Below are 14,972 nucleotides of genomic sequence, written 5' to 3'. Positions count from 1 at the left end.
GACCCTCAATGCTGTGTCCAGCCCGAGGGTTTCGAGGGGCGGTTGGGGTCGCGCCGCGGCTCCGGCCCGACCTCCTCGTATTCGCCGTCGATCACATCGTCGGGCCGGGGCTCGTGCGGCGCCCGCGTCCCGTACTCGAACTGCGTCACCTGAACGCGCTCGCGGACCCGCGCGATCACCCAGTTTCGCACACCGGGCACGAGAAGCAGGAAACCGACCGTGTCGGTGAAAAACCCTGGCGTCAGAAGAAGCGCGCCGGAAAACAGGATCATCGCGCCATGGGCCAGCGGCTCCGACGGATCGCGCAATTCGTTGACCGACGACTTCAGCGAACTCAACGCATGAAGGCCCTGGCTTCGCACAAGGGCCGTCCCGGCAATCGCCGTCAGCACCACCACCAGAAGCGTCGGCCACAGGCCGATCGCGCCTCCGATCTGTATGAACAGCGCGATCTCGATCAACGGAACCGCAATAAAGAGAGCCAACAACCACATGTCATCCAAAGCCTTGCCTGTGGTGTGGTAGACTTCGCACCACCCGTGACCTACATAAGAACCGGTGACGCAATACCAACACCGGCTGTTGCATAAAGAGGATTCTATGAGCTCCGCAATCATTCAACTGCTTGTCCTCGCGGGCATTGCCGTATTCCTGATCCTGCGTTTGCGGAGCGTGCTTGGAACCCGCGATGGTTTTGAAAAACCGCCTGCCTCCGTATCGGACAACGATGTGTCGCGCCGCCGCGGCCGCCCTGAGTTCGATGTGATCGAAGGCGGGCCGGATCGCGACATCACGGATCACGTCGAAGATGGATCCGATGCCGCAAAGGCGCTGGCCGCGATGAAGATGGCCGAACCGGGCTTCAGCGTGTCCGAATTCCTCGGCGGCGCACGCGGCGCCTACGAGATGATCCTCATGGCCTTCGAAAACGGCGATCTCGAAGACGTGCGTTCCTTCCTCTCCGCCGAGGTGGCCGAAGCCTTCGATTCCGTGATTGCGGAACGCGAACGCGAAGGCCTGACGGTCGAGGCGAACTTCATCGGTGTCCGCGAGGTTTCGCTTCAGAATGCAAGCTTCGATCGCGCGACAAACGAGGGCGAAGTCACCGTCCGCTTCATCGGCGAGATGACATCGGTCGTCCGCAACGCCGATGGCGAGATCGTCGAAGGCAACGCAAGCGAGATCAAGCGCCACCGCGACGGCTGGACGTTCAGCCGCATCATGGGGTCGAACGATCCGAACTGGGTGCTTGTCGCGACCGGCGAATGATCCATGCACGACTTGCGGCGCTGACGCTCTCGCTCGCCCTTTTCGGGGGACAGGCCATCGCCGCTTCCACCCATACCCTGCTTGACTGGTCCGATCTCGATGGCTGGGCGGAAGACGATCACGCCGCCGCCGTCACCACCTTCCTCGAAACCTGCACCGATCTCGAAGGCCGCCACTGGGAGGCGATCTGCGCCGCGGCGCAGGATCAGGGCGCGGACCGCTCGTTTTTCGAGGTGTTCTTCCGCCCCGTCCTGATCGAAGACGGCCTGGCGGGGCTTTTCACCGGCTATTACGAACCCGAACTCTCGGGCTCGAAGGTCCGCACCGCCACCCACCGCTGGCCGATCTACCGCAAACCGCCCGAGGTGCAGGCCGGATCGCGCTGGTACAGCCGGGGGGAGATCGAGGAACAGGGGCTTCTCTCGGGCCGGGGCCTCGAAATCGCCTGGATCGACGATCCCGTCGACGTGTTCTTCCTCCAGATCCAGGGCTCGGGCCGGATCCGCCTGCCCGACGGCACCGGCATCCGCGTGGGCTATGGCGGGCGGAACGGGCACGATTACCGCTCGGTCGGAAACGAAATGGTCCGCCGGGGCCTTTTCCAGTCGCACCAGGTGTCCGCGGCGACGATCCGCAACTGGGTGCGCCAGAACCCCGAAGAGGGCGCGCGCCTCCTCCGGCACAACCCCTCCTATATCTTTTTCCGCGAGGTGACGGCTGTGCCTTCGTCGGCCGGCCCGCTCGGTGCGATGAACCGCTCGGTCACGACACTGCGCTCCATCGCCGTCGATCCCGAATACGTGACGCTCGGCGCCCCGGTCTGGATCGAAACCGATGGCGCAACGCCCTTCCGCCGCCTGATGATCGCGCAGGATACGGGCTCGGCCATCAAGGGTGCCCAGCGCGCGGATATCTTTTTCGGCACCGGGGCCGAGGCCGGGCGCGCGGCGGGAAAGGTCCGGGATCCGGGGCGCATGATCGTTCTTCTTCCGGTTGAAGAGGCGCTTCGCCTGACGGGCGAAGGCTGATCCGGTGCGCGGTCGCGGCGGACGAAAGCCCAGCACCCAGGAACAGGCGCTCTGGGATCGGGTGGCCGCAAAGGTCACGCCGCTCCCGAACACCCCGAAACGGGCCGCCGCCAAGGCCAAGACCCTGCTTCAGCCCACCGCCCCCGCCGCCCCGAAACCCGCCCCGAGGGCCGAACTGCCCGAAGATTTCGCGATCGGCAGCCGCGGCCACCTCAAGAACCGGACGGCAAGCCTGCCGGCCGCCCCCGCCGCCCCGAACCTCGACCGCAAGCTTCAGCGCAACCTCCAGCGCGGCAAGCTGAAACCCGAGGCGCGGATCGATCTGCACGGCCTCACGCTCGCCGATGCCCAACCCGCCCTTCAGGGCTTCATCCTGCAAAACCATGCCGCGGGCCGCCGCCTCGTTCTCGTGATCACCGGCAAGGGCCGCGGCCAGTACGATGACGATCCGGTGCCCCGCCGCCCCGGGCTTCTCCGCCGGCAGGTGCCGATCTGGCTCCGCCAGGGCCCCATGGCCGCAATCGTCCAGGACGTGACCGAGGCGCATCAGCGCCACGGCGGTTCAGGGGCGTATTACGTCTACCTCCGGCGTCAGCGCAAATAACCGCCGCGCGCGGTAAAGCCCCACGGAAACCAGAACGCAGACGCCGCAGAACCACAGCGCGATCACCGTCAGCTGATCGGGAAAGTCGATCCCAAGATCGATGGCATACCCCGTCACGGCAGGCCCCAGCGCGGACCCGAGAACCATCACCGCCATGGCCAGCGCCTTGATCGATCCCATGAACCGCGTCCCGTAATATTCCGCCCAGATCGCCCCCAGCATCGTGGTGTTCATCCCCGCCGCGACGGCGATACAGACGATACCGACCGCCCCCAGCGCCAGCGTATCGGTCAGCCCGAAGATCAGGTAGCCAAGCGCGAAAGGCGCCTGTGTCACCGCCGCGATCACCGAACTCCCGAACCGGTCGATCAGAAAACCGGAGACGAACATCGCGATCACCCCGGCCAGCGTATAGACGGGGAACAGCGCCACCAGATCGAGGTGCGACCATCCCTTCACTTCGGCGATATGCACGTGATGAAAGAAAAACGCCGTGGTGAAGGCCGCCGGTCCGAGCATCGCGGGCACCATGATCCAGAACACCCAGTGCCCGACCGCCGCCCGCCGCGTCCAGTGCAGCCCGCGCATGCCAAACGCCTCGGTCTCTTCGGCGACGGATTTCGGCGTCCGCTCCGCCTGCAAAAGCCGGATGATCAGCGGGATCATCAGAACCGAAACCACAGCGGCACCGATCCAGAGAAGCCGCCACTCCGTCATCCTCAGAAGGAAAACGAACAGAAGCGGAAGAACCGCCTCCCCCGCTGCGAAACCCAGCGACGCGATCGCCAGCGCCCGCCCGCGCGTGGCGACAAACCACCGCGCGATGGCCACCGTCGCCACGTGGCTCGCCATGCCCTGTCCGAACAGCCGCAGCAGAAAGACACCGACGGGCAGGATCCAGACCAGCGGGTTCAGCGCCATCACGAGGCAGGCGACCGCAAGCCCGACCAGAACGAACCCCGCCAGCGCCCGCACCCGGTAGTGGTCGGTCAGCGCCCCAAGCCAGACCATGACGATGGCAGAGGCGATCGTGCCGGCGGCATAGATCCCGCCCCAGTCGCCATGGCTCAGCCCGAACGCCTCGCGGATCTCGCCGGAAAAGACCGAGATGAAATAGGTCTGCCCGAAACTCGACAGAAAGGTCAGAAGCGCGCCCGCGCCCAGGAACGCCCGGTTCCGGACGAGGAATGCGCCAAGCGTCACGCGGCAGACCCGCGCGCGCACATCACAGCACGTACCGGCTCAGGTCGGTATCCGCCGACAGATCGCCAAGATGCTTTTCGACGAAGGCCCCATCGATGGTTACCGTTTCGCCGGCCCGGTCGGGGGCGGTGAAACTCAGATCCTCGAACACCCGTTCCAGAACCGTGTAAAGCCGCCGCGCCCCGATATTCTCGACCGACTGGTTCACCTGCGCCGCGATCCGCGCCAGCGCCGCGATCCCGTCTTCGGTGAAGCTGACGGTCAGGTTTTCCGTCCCCATCAGCGCCGAATACTGCAGTGTCAGCGCATTGTCCGTCTCGGTCAGGATGCGCACGAAATCCTCTTCGGTCAGCGCGCGAAGCTCCACGCGAATGGGAAGCCGGCCCTGCAATTCGGGCAGAAGATCCGACGGCTTCGCCACGTGAAACGCACCCGACGCGATGAAAAGCACATGATCGGTTTTGACGGGGCCGTATTTCGTCGACACCGTCGTGCCCTCGATCAGGGGCAGAAGATCGCGCTGCACACCTTCGCGGCTCACATCGGCGCCACGGGTTTCCGACCGCGCGGCCACCTTGTCGATCTCGTCGAGGAAGACGATGCCGTTCTGCTCCACGGCTTCGACCGCGTTGCGCTTCACCACCTCGTCATCCAGAAGCTTGTCGGCCTCTTCCGTCACGAGGATGTCGTAGCTTTCGGCCACCGTCATCTTCTGCCGCTTGGTGCGGCCCTTGAAGGCCTGCCCGAAGATATCGCCCAGGTTCATGCCGGGGCCCTGGCCCGGCTGCATGCCCGGAATCTCGAGATTGGGGAACGGGCTCGCCGTATCGGCTACGTCCAGCTCGATCATCGTGTCGTCAAGCTCGCCATTGCGAAGCTTCTCGCGAAACATCTCGCGCGTCTGCTCCCGCGCGGTCTCGCCCGCGATCGCCTCCAGCACCCGGTTTTCGGCATTCTGCTGGGCGCGCGCCTTCACATCCTCGCGCATCTGCTCGCGCATCATCGTGATCGCAGCTTCCACGAGGTCGCGGATGATCTGCTCCACATCCCGGCCGACATAGCCGACCTCGGTGAATTTCGTGGCCTCCACCTTCAGGAACGGCGCACGGGCCAGCTTCGCCAGCCGCCGCGAGATCTCGGTCTTCCCAACACCCGTCGGGCCGATCATCAGGATGTTCTTGGGGTAAACCTCGTCCTGCATCTCCTGCGACAGCTGCTTGCGCCGCCAGCGGTTGCGCAGCGCGACGGCCACGGCGCGCTTGGCGTCCTTCTGCCCGATGATGAAACGGTCGAGTTCCGATACGATCTCGCGCGGGGTCAGTTCGCTCATGGCGTGATCGTCTCCACCGTAAGGCTTCCGTTCGTGTAGACACAGATATCGGCGGCAATCGCCATGGCGCGCCGCGCCACCTCTTCTGCCGAAAGATCGCCGTCCATCAAGGCCCGCCCGGCGGCAAGCGCATAGTTCCCGCCCGATCCGATCGCGGTCACGTCATGCTCGGGTTCCAGAACGTCGCCCGCCCCCGTCACCACCAGAAGATCCCTGCCATCCGATACGATCAGCATCGCTTCCAGCTTCTGAAGGTACTTGTCGGTCCGCCAGTCCTTCGCAAGTTCCACGCAGGCCCGCTGCAACTGCCCCGGCGCGGCTTCCAGCTTCTTTTCCAGCCGCTCCAGCAGCGTGAAGGCATCCGCCGTCGATCCCGCGAACCCCACCAGCACATCCGATCCGCCCGGCGAAATCCGCCGCACCTTGCGTGCGGTGCCCTTGATGACGGTCTGGCCCAGGCTCACCTGCCCGTCGCCCGCGATGACGACAGAGCCGCCCTTGCGCACGCCGATGATGGTTGTCCCGTGCCAGCCGGGAAATGCGTCAGACATCCGAAAGCTCCGAATTCATGTTCGCGGGCCTATATGGCGCTGCACCCGACGGGCCGCAACCGCTGACGCCCGGATCGCCAAAAGAAAAGGGCGCCAGACAGCGCCCTTCCGGTCATCCCTGGCGGGTGGCGGATCAGATCGCTTCCTTGATCCAGGTTTCAAGCGCCGCTTTCGGCGCCGCGCCCACCTTGTTCGACACGACCTGGCCGTCCTTGAACATGAACAGCGCCGGAATGCCGCGCACCCCCATCTGGGCGGGAGAGTTCGGGTTGTCGTCGACGTTGACCTTCACGATCTTCACCTTGCCCTCGTACTCCGCGCTCAGCTCTTCGAGCGCCGGGCCGATCTGCTTGCAGGGGCCACACCACTCTGCCCAGAAATCGACTACGACGGGGATGTCCGACTGCCGAACTTCGGCATCGAAGGTTTCGTCCGTTACGGCGACGGTGCCCATTTGGCTTCTCCTGACGCGGGATTCGAATTGAAGGGAAAACCTAGGAACGCAGCCGCGGAACGTCAAGATGTAGCCGCACGCCCCAGGGCCTCCATCACGATATCGTTGGGAAGCACCATCAGGGTGGCATTCGCCGTCCACAGGATCGCGGGCCGGACTGGCCGGCCCGGATAGATCTCCGAAAGCGCTGCCACATAGGCGCCCAACTGGCGAAGCAGGCCCTCGGGCACCTCGCCGGGGGTCTCGGGAACGATCCGGTTCGTCTTGAAATCGACGGCAAGAAGCCCGTCTTCGGCAAAGACAAGCCGGTCGATCGCACCCCTGACCTGCCGCCCGCCAAGGGCCGCGGGCCGCGCCGTGAACGGAACTTCCGCAAGCGCCCCTTCCCCAAAAACCGACGCCAGCGCAGGCGCATCGAGGATCCGCCCGACCTCGGCCGCAAACCCCGCGGCTTCCTCCTCCGATGCCGCATCGACGCCCAGGGCAAGAAGCGCCACGGCCCGCGCCCCCCGCTCCGCCGCCGGAACCCCGGGCAGGTGCTCCAGAAGAAGGTGGATCTGCCGCCCCCGCTTCAGCGCGGCGTCAAGCGCCCCGGGTTCGACGGCCTCGTCGGGCAGAACCTTCGTCCCGCCAAGGTCCGACGGCGACAGGGCCTCGTCCGCCTCCGGCGCGGGCACCGGCGCGCGTGCCACCCAGTCGGGCAGCGTCACCTCCGCCCCCGGCGCCTCCGTCTCTGCCGTCGTCGCCACCTCCGGCCAGCCATCGCTTTCGAACCGACGAATGCCATCGATCTCCGCCGCCCCGATCTCTCCCAGCGCCGTTTCGACATGGCCGTACCACGTACCGTCCCGCTTCGCGGCTTCCCCGGCTCCGGCCACCACCAGCCAGGTTTCCGCCCGTGTCATCGCCACGTAAAGAAGCCGGTCGCGTTCCTCCCGCGCCGCCGCCTTCGCATCCTCCAGCGTCACGCGCATCGCGTCCGGCACGTCCTCGCTTCCGGGCCGCCACAGCGGCACGCCGGTTGCATCGGGCAAGATCTCGTCCCGCACACGCTCTTCCCTGCGCATCGTGTCGGGCAGGATGACGATCGGCCGTTCCAGCCCCTTCGCCCCGTGCACGGTCATCACCTGGATCTGCCCGCCGGCCCCCTCCGACGAACGCTTGACCTCCAGGTCCTCTCCTTCCAGCCAGGTCAGAAACCCGGTCAGCGACGGCACCGCCGCGCGCTCATAGTCAAGCGCCTGCCGCAAGAGCTCGTCGATCCCGTCCTCCACTTCCTCGCCCAGCCGCGCGACAAGCTTCGCCCGTCCGCCATGCCGCCCGAGGATGCGTTCGAGAATCTCGTAGGGCCGGGAAAAATCCGCCGCGCGCCGCAGATCATCAAGCGCGGCCATCGTCTCCGCATGATCCGCGCGCTCCCGCAGCACCTGCCAGAGATAGCGGCCCCCCCGCCCATGCGCTGCCGTGAACAGATCCTGCTCCGACCACCCGAACAGGGGGGAGCGCAGCGCGGCCGCCAGCGAAAGATCGTCCTCCGGAAGGGCGAGGAAGGACAGAAGCGCCAGAAGATCCTTCACCGCAAGCTCGGACCGGATCTTCATGCGGTCCGCCCCCGCCACCCTCAGCCCGCGCGCCTTGCAGGCCATGATCAGCCGGTTGAAAAGGCCCCCCGTCCCGGTCCGCCCCTGCACGAGGATCAGGAAATCGCCTTCGGTGATCCGCCGCGCCCCGCCATCGCTCGTGGGGATGACCGCCGCGGGATCGGTCACGAGGCCGCGGATCCACTCCGCGATGCCCTCCGCCAGCCGCTGCGCGGGATGGTTCGGCGCAATCCGGTCCACCGGATCGAACCAGGGCGCCTCCTCCGGCGTGTCCTCGGGCTCCACCAGCGGCCAAAGGTCCACTCGCCCCGGCAGGCCCGAGAAATAGGCCCGGTGCAGGCTGCCCGTGCCATCCGCAAGGCTCGTACCGGACGAAACCGTGTCGACGGCGCGCAGGATCGCGGGCGACGACCGGAACGAATAAAGCAGCTCCCGCGACGACAGCCCCCCCGCCGGGCGCAACCGCTCCGAAAAGCTCTGCCGCTTCGTGTCGAACCCCCGCGCATCCGCGCCCTGAAACGAATAGATCGACTGTTTCTTGTCCCCCACGACGAAGAGCGTGCGGTGCAGATCGCGCGCGCCCTCTCCCGATCCGAACTCCTCCACCAGGCTCTCGATCACCGCCCACTGGCTCGGGCTCGTATCCTGCGCCTCGTCCACCAGCACGTGATCGATCCGGCCATCCAGCTTGAAGCGCACCCAGTCCGACGTCGTCCGTTCCGCCAGAAGCCTGCGGGTCAGGTGGATCAGGTCGTCGAAATCCACCATCCCGCGCGCGCGCTTTTCCTCGGCATACTCCGCAAGAAGCGGTGCGGCGAAGGCATGCAAGGCGCGCGTCCGGTCGAAAAGGTGCCGGGCCAGCCGCGCGGGCCGCGCCGCCTCGACGGCCCCCATGAACGCTTCGATCGCATCCATGTCGGGCCCAAGCGCCTTTTGGGTATCCTTCGTGGGAAAAGCGCCGATCTTCGCTGAAAAGGGCCCCGCCTTGGCTTTCGGCCCATAGAGCAGGAGCTTTTCCAGCACCGGCAGATCGCGCACCGGATCGGGCGCATCAAGCGCGATATCCTGAAACGCCGCCGCCGCCTTCTGATCGTTCGGGCTGCCTCCGGCGAGCGCCGTCAGAAGCCGCCCCGCCACCCCTGCATCCAGCCGCGCCGCATCGCACAGCGCCAGCCACCCGGCCTCCGAAGGCGCGCCGCAGGCCCGGCGCAAGCCCGCCTCCTCCGGCGCATCGGCGAAATACTCCCGCCGCCGCACGATCTCCGCTGCCAGCGCGGCGATATCGACGGTCGGCGCCAGCGCGGCCAGACGCGACACTGCGCGCTCCGGGTCGCCCTCCGCCACCCGGTCCAGCGCCGCCTCGATCAGATGCCCCTGCGTCCGCTCGTCAAGCTCCCGAAACCCGGGCGTTACCCCCGCTTCCAGCGGAAACTGGCGCAGCACGGCGGCACAGAAGGAATGGATCGTCTGTATCTTCAGCCCGCCGGGGGTTTCGATCGCCCGCGCAAACAGCGTCCGCGCCCGCTGAAGATCCCGTTCGCCGGCATAGCCAAGCCGATCCAGCTCCGCCTCCAGATCGGCATCCGGCAGCATCGACCACCCGCCCAGCCGCGCGAAAAGCCGGTTCTGCATCTCCCCGGCGGCGGCCTTCGTGAAGGTCAGGCACAGGATGTTCTGCGGCGGCACCAGATCCAGAAGAAGCCGCGCCACCCGGTCGGTCAGCACCCGCGTCTTCCCCGATCCGGCATTTGCCGAAAGCCAGGTCGATCCGGCGGGGTCGGCGGCGCGGATCTGCGCAAGCGTGGCGGGATCGGGCCCGGTCATCTCAGCGTCACCGGCACAGGCCGGGCCTCGTCATCCCATTCCCCAAGCCGGGCGAGGTGATCGTAATCGCCCTCGAACCGCACCGACGCCATCGCCCGCCGCGCGGCATAACCCTGGTCCTCCCGCTGATAGGCGGCGATCAGCGTGATCAGCCCCCGCCGCACCTCGCCCAGGTCGAACAGTTCGTCCCCATCCCCGATCCCATGCACCGAAAGCGCGAACTCGGGGCTCAGCCCGATATGCGCGACCGAGGCCACGGGCGCGGCGGGCACGTCTCGAAACCCGCCTGCCTCGGCAATCAGCGCCTCAAGCACAAGTTGCCGGTCGAAATGCTCGATCTCCTTGCGCGTCGGCGCCTTCCCCGTCTTGAAATCCACCACTTCAAGCGTGCCGTCGACGAAGGTGGTGATCCGGTCCGCCCGCCCTTCAAGGTTGAACGCGATCTCCGGGATCGTCACCTGTCCCTTGGTCTCCAATATCACCGCCGCCCGCCTTGCCCGCTGGTCCAGATCCCAGGCCACGAAGGCTTCGGCAATCCGCCCGATCCGCGCGTGCCAAAGCCGCCGTGCGGCGGGCCAGGGCACCCGCGCCTCCAGAACCTCGTGCGACAGGGTCAGAAGCCGGGCCTCCTCTGCCCCCGCGCTTTCGCGGCGGGCTTCGCGCGTGAAGCGGTCGAAGATCTCGTGCAGGATCTGCCCGCGCAAGGCCGGGTCCGAGATCTGGCGCAACGGGCCCACGGGCCTCAGCCGCAGCACATAGCGGGCATAAACCGCATAAGGATCCCGGATCAGCCGCTGGATCGCGGTGACGGGAAGCCGCTTGGGCCGCACCTCCACCGGCGGGCGCGGTGCGGGCCGGGGCTCCGGCGATACCGGCGCGACCCGCCGCATCTCCCTCACCCGGGCGAGCCAGGTCTCGCCCCGCGCCCGCATCTCCGAAAGCGCCTCCTCGCCTCCCGTCTCAGGCAGGCCCTGAAGCAGGTTCGTCATCCGGCTCAGCCACCGCGACGGCACGGTCACCGCCCCGTCCTCCTGCACCGCGCGGCTCAGAACCACCTCGCCCGTCGTCACCGCACTCTGAAAGTCATGCGCGGCCAGCCCGACCGACCGTTCCGGCGACAAAAGCCCAAGCGCCCGCCGCATCGGCCGGTTCAGCCAGGGGTCGGGCGACGGCGCCTCGGGCCATGTCCCCTCGTTCAGACCGGCCAGCACCACCACATCCGCCCCATGCACCCGCGCCTCCAGCGGCCCCCAGATCATCACGCGCGGATCGGTGATCACCGCCTCGCGCACGTCCTTCGCGCGGATCGCGGCTTCGGCCAGTCGCCGCCAGCCATCGGCCCCCACGATATGATCGGGCGCGCTTTCGGCCCGCAGGCTGTCAAGCACGGAAAGCGTGGCAAGCCCCGCCTCGTCCTCCCACTCCGGCGCGCCAGCCGCCGCCTCCGCCGGCCCGGCGGCCAGTGTCCCGCAGGTCGCCAGCGTGCGCGCGGCATGCTCCGAAACCGGCGCGGGCCCGGGGCCGAGCCCGGCGAAGATCCCGCCCAGCCACGCCGCCCAGCCGCCCGCATCCTCGCGCGCCGTTCCTGCGATCCACTGCTCCAGAACGGCCCCGTCGACGAAGGGAACCGCCTCCCCCCTCAGCCACAGTTCCAGTTCCCGCGTCAGCCGCAGATGCGCCCCGCGCCCTTCGCCGACCGCCACCAGCGGATGCTTCAGCAGCGCCACAAGCTCTTCCGCCGCCACTGGTGCCCCGCGCAATTCCGCCACCTGCAAGACAAGCCGCCCCGGCGGCGTCTGCCCCAAGGGTTCGCCCGCGCTGTCATCCGGCACGATCCCCCAGCGGTCCAGCGCCGCTGCGATCCGGCGCGTCAGCACCCGGTTCGAGGTGATGACGGCCCCCGTCTTCCCTTCCTCCACCACGCCGCGAAGACACAGCGCGATCGCCTCCGCCTCGTCCCGAAGCGTCGCCGCCTCCAGAAGCGTCACGCCATCGACGGCTGCGGCCAGATCCCCAAGGCCCGGCCCCTCCGCCAGCCAGGCATCGGTCACCGGCGCGGGCCGCAGGCAAAGCGAAACAAGCGCCCGCCGCCCCCCCCCCTCGGCAACGTCGCCAAGCGGGCGCACCGCGTCGGGCGACATATCCAGCGCGCTCAGAAGCCGCGCGAAGCGGTATTGCGGATGGTCCTCCACCGGGTCGAACCGGTCCGCCCTCAGCGCGTCCCATGTCGACGCGGGCAGATCGAAATCGAACCCGGGCAGGATGACCGCCCCTTGCGGCAAACCCGCCACCGCGCACATAAGATCGAACGTGGTGCCCCGCGATCCGGTCGATCCGGCAAGGATCACCGGGTACCGGGGCGGCGCGACCCGCCACGCGGCGATCAGCCGGTCGGTCGCCTCCCGATTGCGCGCCGCCGCGCCCCCCAGCGCCGGATCGGCGGCCAGATAGGCCCCGATCGCCCCCAGAAGCCGGCGGTTCCTGTCCCAGTGTTCCGACTGGTTCTCAAGCGCCACATCCTCCAGCGCCTCGATCGCCACCCGCTCGACGGCCATCTCGTCCAGAAGCGCGCCGATACTCTGCGCCAGGTCCACCGCCGCCGCCGGATGGGCGAGGTCGGGGATCCGCGCCAGCGTCTCGTCCAGCACCTGCGCGAGGCTCAGAAACCGCCGCAGGTCGGTTCCCCCCGGGGCAAGGCCCGTCAGGTGCGCAAGGTCGGTGACAAGATCGATCCGCGGCAGAAGAAGCGGCGCGTGGCCATCGAACAGCGCCCTCACCCGCCTTTCAAGCCGCCGGGTGTTCAGAAGAAGCGTCGTGCGCGCCAGCCCCTCGGGCGCATCGTCTTTCCTGGCGACAAGCGCTTCCACGAGGATCCGGGGCAGATCGGCCCCGGGCGGTGTCCCGTAAATCCGGGCCCCTCCCTCAAGCGCCGGCATGGTCTTCGATCAGCTGTTCCGCCTGCCCGATCCCCTCCGGCGTGCCCACATCGCACCACCACCCGGGATAAAGCGAATAACGCACGCGCCCCTCCGCCATCAGCGCATCCCATACGAGGTTCAGGGAAAACCGCTCCTCCGCCATCCGGGCCACAACCCCGGGCCGGATGATCTGCATCCCCCCATAGATCACCGGCCCCTGCCGCCGGAGGCTCCCGTCAGCCGTCTCCGCGAAATCCCCCGTCTCCCGCCCGATCGCCCGGGCGACTGGCACACAGAGAAGAAGCGCGTCGATATCCTCCGCCCACGCCCCGGCGACGATCTCGAATGGGTTCGGCCCCGCCCATACGACATCGGGATTGGCGGTATAAACCGGCCCCTCCCCAAGAAGCGGCAGCGCGGCCTTCAGCCCGCCCCCGGTCTCAAGGATCTCCGGCGCCTCCCGCGACACCGCGATATCCATCCCGGCGACATGCGCCTCCATCGCCTCGGCGCGGTAATGGGCATTGATGACGACGCGCCCGATTCCCGCCTTGCGCGCCAGCCCGTGCATCCGGTCGAACAGCGTCTCACCCCCGACCCGCAACAGCGGTTTCGGCAGGTCCGCGGTCAGCGCCCCCATCCGCGTGCCGAACCCGGCACAGAAGATCATGGCCGCATCTGGCCGCATCGCGCCTCCAGCGATCCAAGGTGAGTGGCATCCGGGGCAGGCAGAACACGCATCACCTCCGCCCGAAGCGCCGAAAGCTTCGGATGCGACAGCGCCGCCTCCAGATGCCCCCAGACGCGCGGGATCAGGCGCAGGTACTGCGGCTTCTCATCCCTCAGGCACAGCCGGGCGAACACCCCGAGGATGCGCAGGTTGCGCTGGGCGCCCAGCGTCGCATAGGCCAGCCCGAACGCCTCCGCCCCATGCCTCGACCGGTCAAGGAAATGGCGGAACGTCGCCTCCGACACCTCCGGGTCCACATCCCGCCGCGCATCCTGCAACAGCGAAACAAGATCATAGGCCGCATGCCCCGCCATCGCGTCCTGGAAATCCAGCAGCCCGACGCGCAGGATATCGGGCCGGTCCGGAAGCCAGATCAGGTTCTCCGCGTGATAATCCCTCAGCGCCAGAACCCGCGTCACCCCGTCAAGCGCCGCAATCGCGTCGGCCAGCCGCGCGGCCAGCCCGCCGCCCTCCGCGCCCTCGCCCGCATACCACGTGACGGCCAGAAGCGCCGCCTCGATCAGCGCCGCACTGTCATAGGCGGGCACATCCTCTGGCAGGGGATGGTCGTGAAGCCGGATCAGCACATCCGCCGCCGCCCGGTACATCTCAGGCTCAAGCGCGGGCGTCGCCTCCGCGACCCGCGCAAACAGCGCATCGCCGAAATCCTCCAGAAGCAGGAACCCCGCCTCCCGGTCGGCGCCATAGATCTTCGGCGCGCCAAGCCCGCAACGCTCGAGATGCCCGGCAACCGCCACGAAAGGCGCGGTATCCTCGCCCGAGGCCGGGGGCGCGATCATCAGAACGGCGCGCGCCCCGTCCTCCCGCACCAGCCGCTCGTAAGACCGGCGCGAGGCATCGCCGGCCAGTGCCGCGGCCTCCGCCCCGGCCCAGCCACGGGCGGCGAGAAAGGCGCCCTTGCCACTCACGACGCCACCGCCTCCTGAAGCGCCGCGATCTGTTGAAGCCGCCCGCCCCACACATCCGCGGCGCCGTCCAGCACCAGCCACCGCGCCCCTTCCGTCTCGGTCAGGGCGAAATCCAGCGACAAGGCCCGCCCCGGCGCCGTCCCTTCCAGCCGGTCTGGCCACTCCACAAGGCAGATCGCCGTGTCGAACGCCTCCTCCAGCCCAAGTTCGTCGGTCTCCCCCAGCGCGCCCAGACGGTAAAGATCGGCATGCACGATCTCGGCCACCCCGTCGTCATAGGTTTGGATGAGCGTGAAGGTCGGCGAGGGCACATCCTCAAGCCGCCCGGCCGGGCGAAGCCGCGCCTGGATCAGCGCGCGCGCGAACGCGGTCTTCCCCGCCCCGATCTCGCCCGACAGAAGCAGAACGTCACCGACGTCCAGCAACGGCGCCAGACGCTCCGCCACCCTCCGGGTCGCGTCTTCGTCAGGCAGGGAAAGCTCGATATGGGTTCGCTGCGCCACACCGGGAAAATGACGGCAGAGCCGGGGG

At 67.9% G+C, this 14,972-nt stretch carries 13 protein-coding genes; 3 read left to right on the top strand and 10 right to left on the bottom strand.

Annotation, left to right across the window (positions count from 1 at the left end; all coding sequences use genetic code 11):
* Positions 1–5 precede the first annotated feature (5 nt).
* Complete coding sequence (locus tag RXV90_RS03940; RefSeq protein ID WP_316647014.1) at positions 6–494, bottom strand: FxsA family protein; 489 nt, start codon at positions 492–494, stop codon at positions 6–8.
* 106 nt (positions 495–600) lie between these two features.
* Here RXV90_RS03940 and RXV90_RS03935 point away from each other — a divergent pair, with 106 nt between their 5' ends.
* Genes RXV90_RS03935 through RXV90_RS03925 form a run of 3 tightly spaced genes read left to right on the top strand, consistent with a single transcriptional unit; the run spans position 601 to position 2,901 of the window.
* Positions 601–1,269, top strand: coding sequence for a Tim44/TimA family putative adaptor protein (locus tag RXV90_RS03935; protein ID WP_316647013.1), 669 nt, complete (start codon positions 601–603; stop codon positions 1,267–1,269).
* Complete coding sequence (mltA, locus tag RXV90_RS03930; protein WP_316647012.1) at positions 1,266–2,297, top strand: murein transglycosylase A; 1,032 nt, start codon at positions 1,266–1,268, stop codon at positions 2,295–2,297. Before RXV90_RS03935 ends, mltA begins: the two co-directional genes overlap by 4 nt.
* A gap of 4 nt (positions 2,298–2,301) precedes the next feature.
* Positions 2,302–2,901, top strand: coding sequence for a Smr/MutS family protein (locus RXV90_RS03925; RefSeq protein WP_316647011.1), 600 nt, complete (start codon positions 2,302–2,304; stop codon positions 2,899–2,901).
* Here RXV90_RS03925 and RXV90_RS03920 read toward each other — a convergent pair.
* From RXV90_RS03920 to tsaE, 9 genes are all read right to left on the bottom strand, one after another.
* Positions 2,860–4,125 (bottom strand): MFS transporter, encoded by a 1,266-nt coding sequence (locus RXV90_RS03920; protein WP_316647010.1) that lies wholly within the window; start codon positions 4,123–4,125, stop codon positions 2,860–2,862. The genes RXV90_RS03925 and RXV90_RS03920 overlap by 42 nt on opposite strands.
* 1 nt (position 4,126) lies before the next feature.
* On the bottom strand, positions 4,127–5,434 hold the full coding sequence (hslU, locus tag RXV90_RS03915; RefSeq protein WP_316647009.1) for an ATP-dependent protease ATPase subunit HslU: 1,308 nt from the start codon (positions 5,432–5,434) through the stop codon (positions 4,127–4,129).
* Positions 5,431–5,985, bottom strand: a complete 555-nt coding sequence (gene hslV, locus RXV90_RS03910; protein ID WP_316647007.1) for an ATP-dependent protease subunit HslV — start codon at positions 5,983–5,985, stop codon at positions 5,431–5,433. Before hslV ends, hslU begins: the two co-directional genes overlap by 4 nt.
* Positions 5,986–6,118: 133 nt before the next feature.
* The gene (gene trxA / locus RXV90_RS03905; RefSeq protein ID WP_316647006.1) at positions 6,119–6,439 is read right to left on the bottom strand and encodes a thioredoxin; all 321 of its coding nucleotides are present in this window, start codon (positions 6,437–6,439) and stop codon (positions 6,119–6,121) included.
* 62 nt (positions 6,440–6,501) lie between these two features.
* Positions 6,502–9,864, bottom strand: a complete 3,363-nt coding sequence (addA, locus tag RXV90_RS03900) for a double-strand break repair helicase AddA (RefSeq protein ID WP_316647005.1) — start codon at positions 9,862–9,864, stop codon at positions 6,502–6,504.
* The gene (locus RXV90_RS03895; protein ID WP_316647004.1) at positions 9,861–12,800 is read right to left on the bottom strand and encodes a PD-(D/E)XK nuclease family protein; all 2,940 of its coding nucleotides are present in this window, start codon (positions 12,798–12,800) and stop codon (positions 9,861–9,863) included. The genes addA and RXV90_RS03895 overlap by 4 nt, the downstream gene beginning before the upstream one ends.
* Positions 12,787–13,470, bottom strand: coding sequence for a nucleotidyltransferase family protein (locus RXV90_RS03890; protein WP_316647003.1), 684 nt, complete (start codon positions 13,468–13,470; stop codon positions 12,787–12,789). Before RXV90_RS03890 ends, RXV90_RS03895 begins: the two co-directional genes overlap by 14 nt.
* Positions 13,449–14,441, bottom strand: coding sequence for an aminoglycoside phosphotransferase family protein (locus RXV90_RS03885; RefSeq protein WP_316647002.1), 993 nt, complete (start codon positions 14,439–14,441; stop codon positions 13,449–13,451). Before RXV90_RS03885 ends, RXV90_RS03890 begins: the two co-directional genes overlap by 22 nt.
* On the bottom strand, positions 14,438–14,944 hold the full coding sequence (gene tsaE / locus RXV90_RS03880; RefSeq protein ID WP_316647001.1) for a tRNA (adenosine(37)-N6)-threonylcarbamoyltransferase complex ATPase subunit type 1 TsaE: 507 nt from the start codon (positions 14,942–14,944) through the stop codon (positions 14,438–14,440). Before tsaE ends, RXV90_RS03885 begins: the two co-directional genes overlap by 4 nt.
* Between the last annotated feature and the right edge of the window lie 28 nt (positions 14,945–14,972).

Source organism: Ovoidimarina sediminis, from assembly GCF_032586175.1.
Classification (GTDB): Bacteria; Pseudomonadota; Alphaproteobacteria; order Rhodobacterales; family Rhodobacteraceae; genus Ovoidimarina; species Ovoidimarina sediminis.
This window is presented reverse-complemented; position numbering and strand designations above follow the sequence as displayed.

Coding starts and splice junctions, on each gene's coding strand:
- RXV90_RS03895 (WP_316647004.1), bottom strand. CDS start 12,800: ATGCCGGCGCTTGAGGGAGGGGCCCGGATTTACGGGACACCGCCCGGG.
- addA (WP_316647005.1), bottom strand. CDS start 9,864: ATGACCGGGCCCGATCCCGCCACGCTTGCGCAGATCCGCGCCGCCGAC.
- hslU (WP_316647009.1), bottom strand. CDS start 5,434: ATGAGCGAACTGACCCCGCGCGAGATCGTATCGGAACTCGACCGTTTC.
- RXV90_RS03940 (WP_316647014.1), bottom strand. CDS start 494: ATGTGGTTGTTGGCTCTCTTTATTGCGGTTCCGTTGATCGAGATCGCG.
- RXV90_RS03935 (WP_316647013.1), top strand. CDS start 601: ATGAGCTCCGCAATCATTCAACTGCTTGTCCTCGCGGGCATTGCCGTA.
- trxA (WP_316647006.1), bottom strand. CDS start 6,439: ATGGGCACCGTCGCCGTAACGGACGAAACCTTCGATGCCGAAGTTCGG.
- hslV (WP_316647007.1), bottom strand. CDS start 5,985: ATGTCTGACGCATTTCCCGGCTGGCACGGGACAACCATCATCGGCGTG.
- mltA (WP_316647012.1), top strand. CDS start 1,266: ATGATCCATGCACGACTTGCGGCGCTGACGCTCTCGCTCGCCCTTTTC.
- RXV90_RS03890 (WP_316647003.1), bottom strand. CDS start 13,470: ATGCGGCCAGATGCGGCCATGATCTTCTGTGCCGGGTTCGGCACGCGG.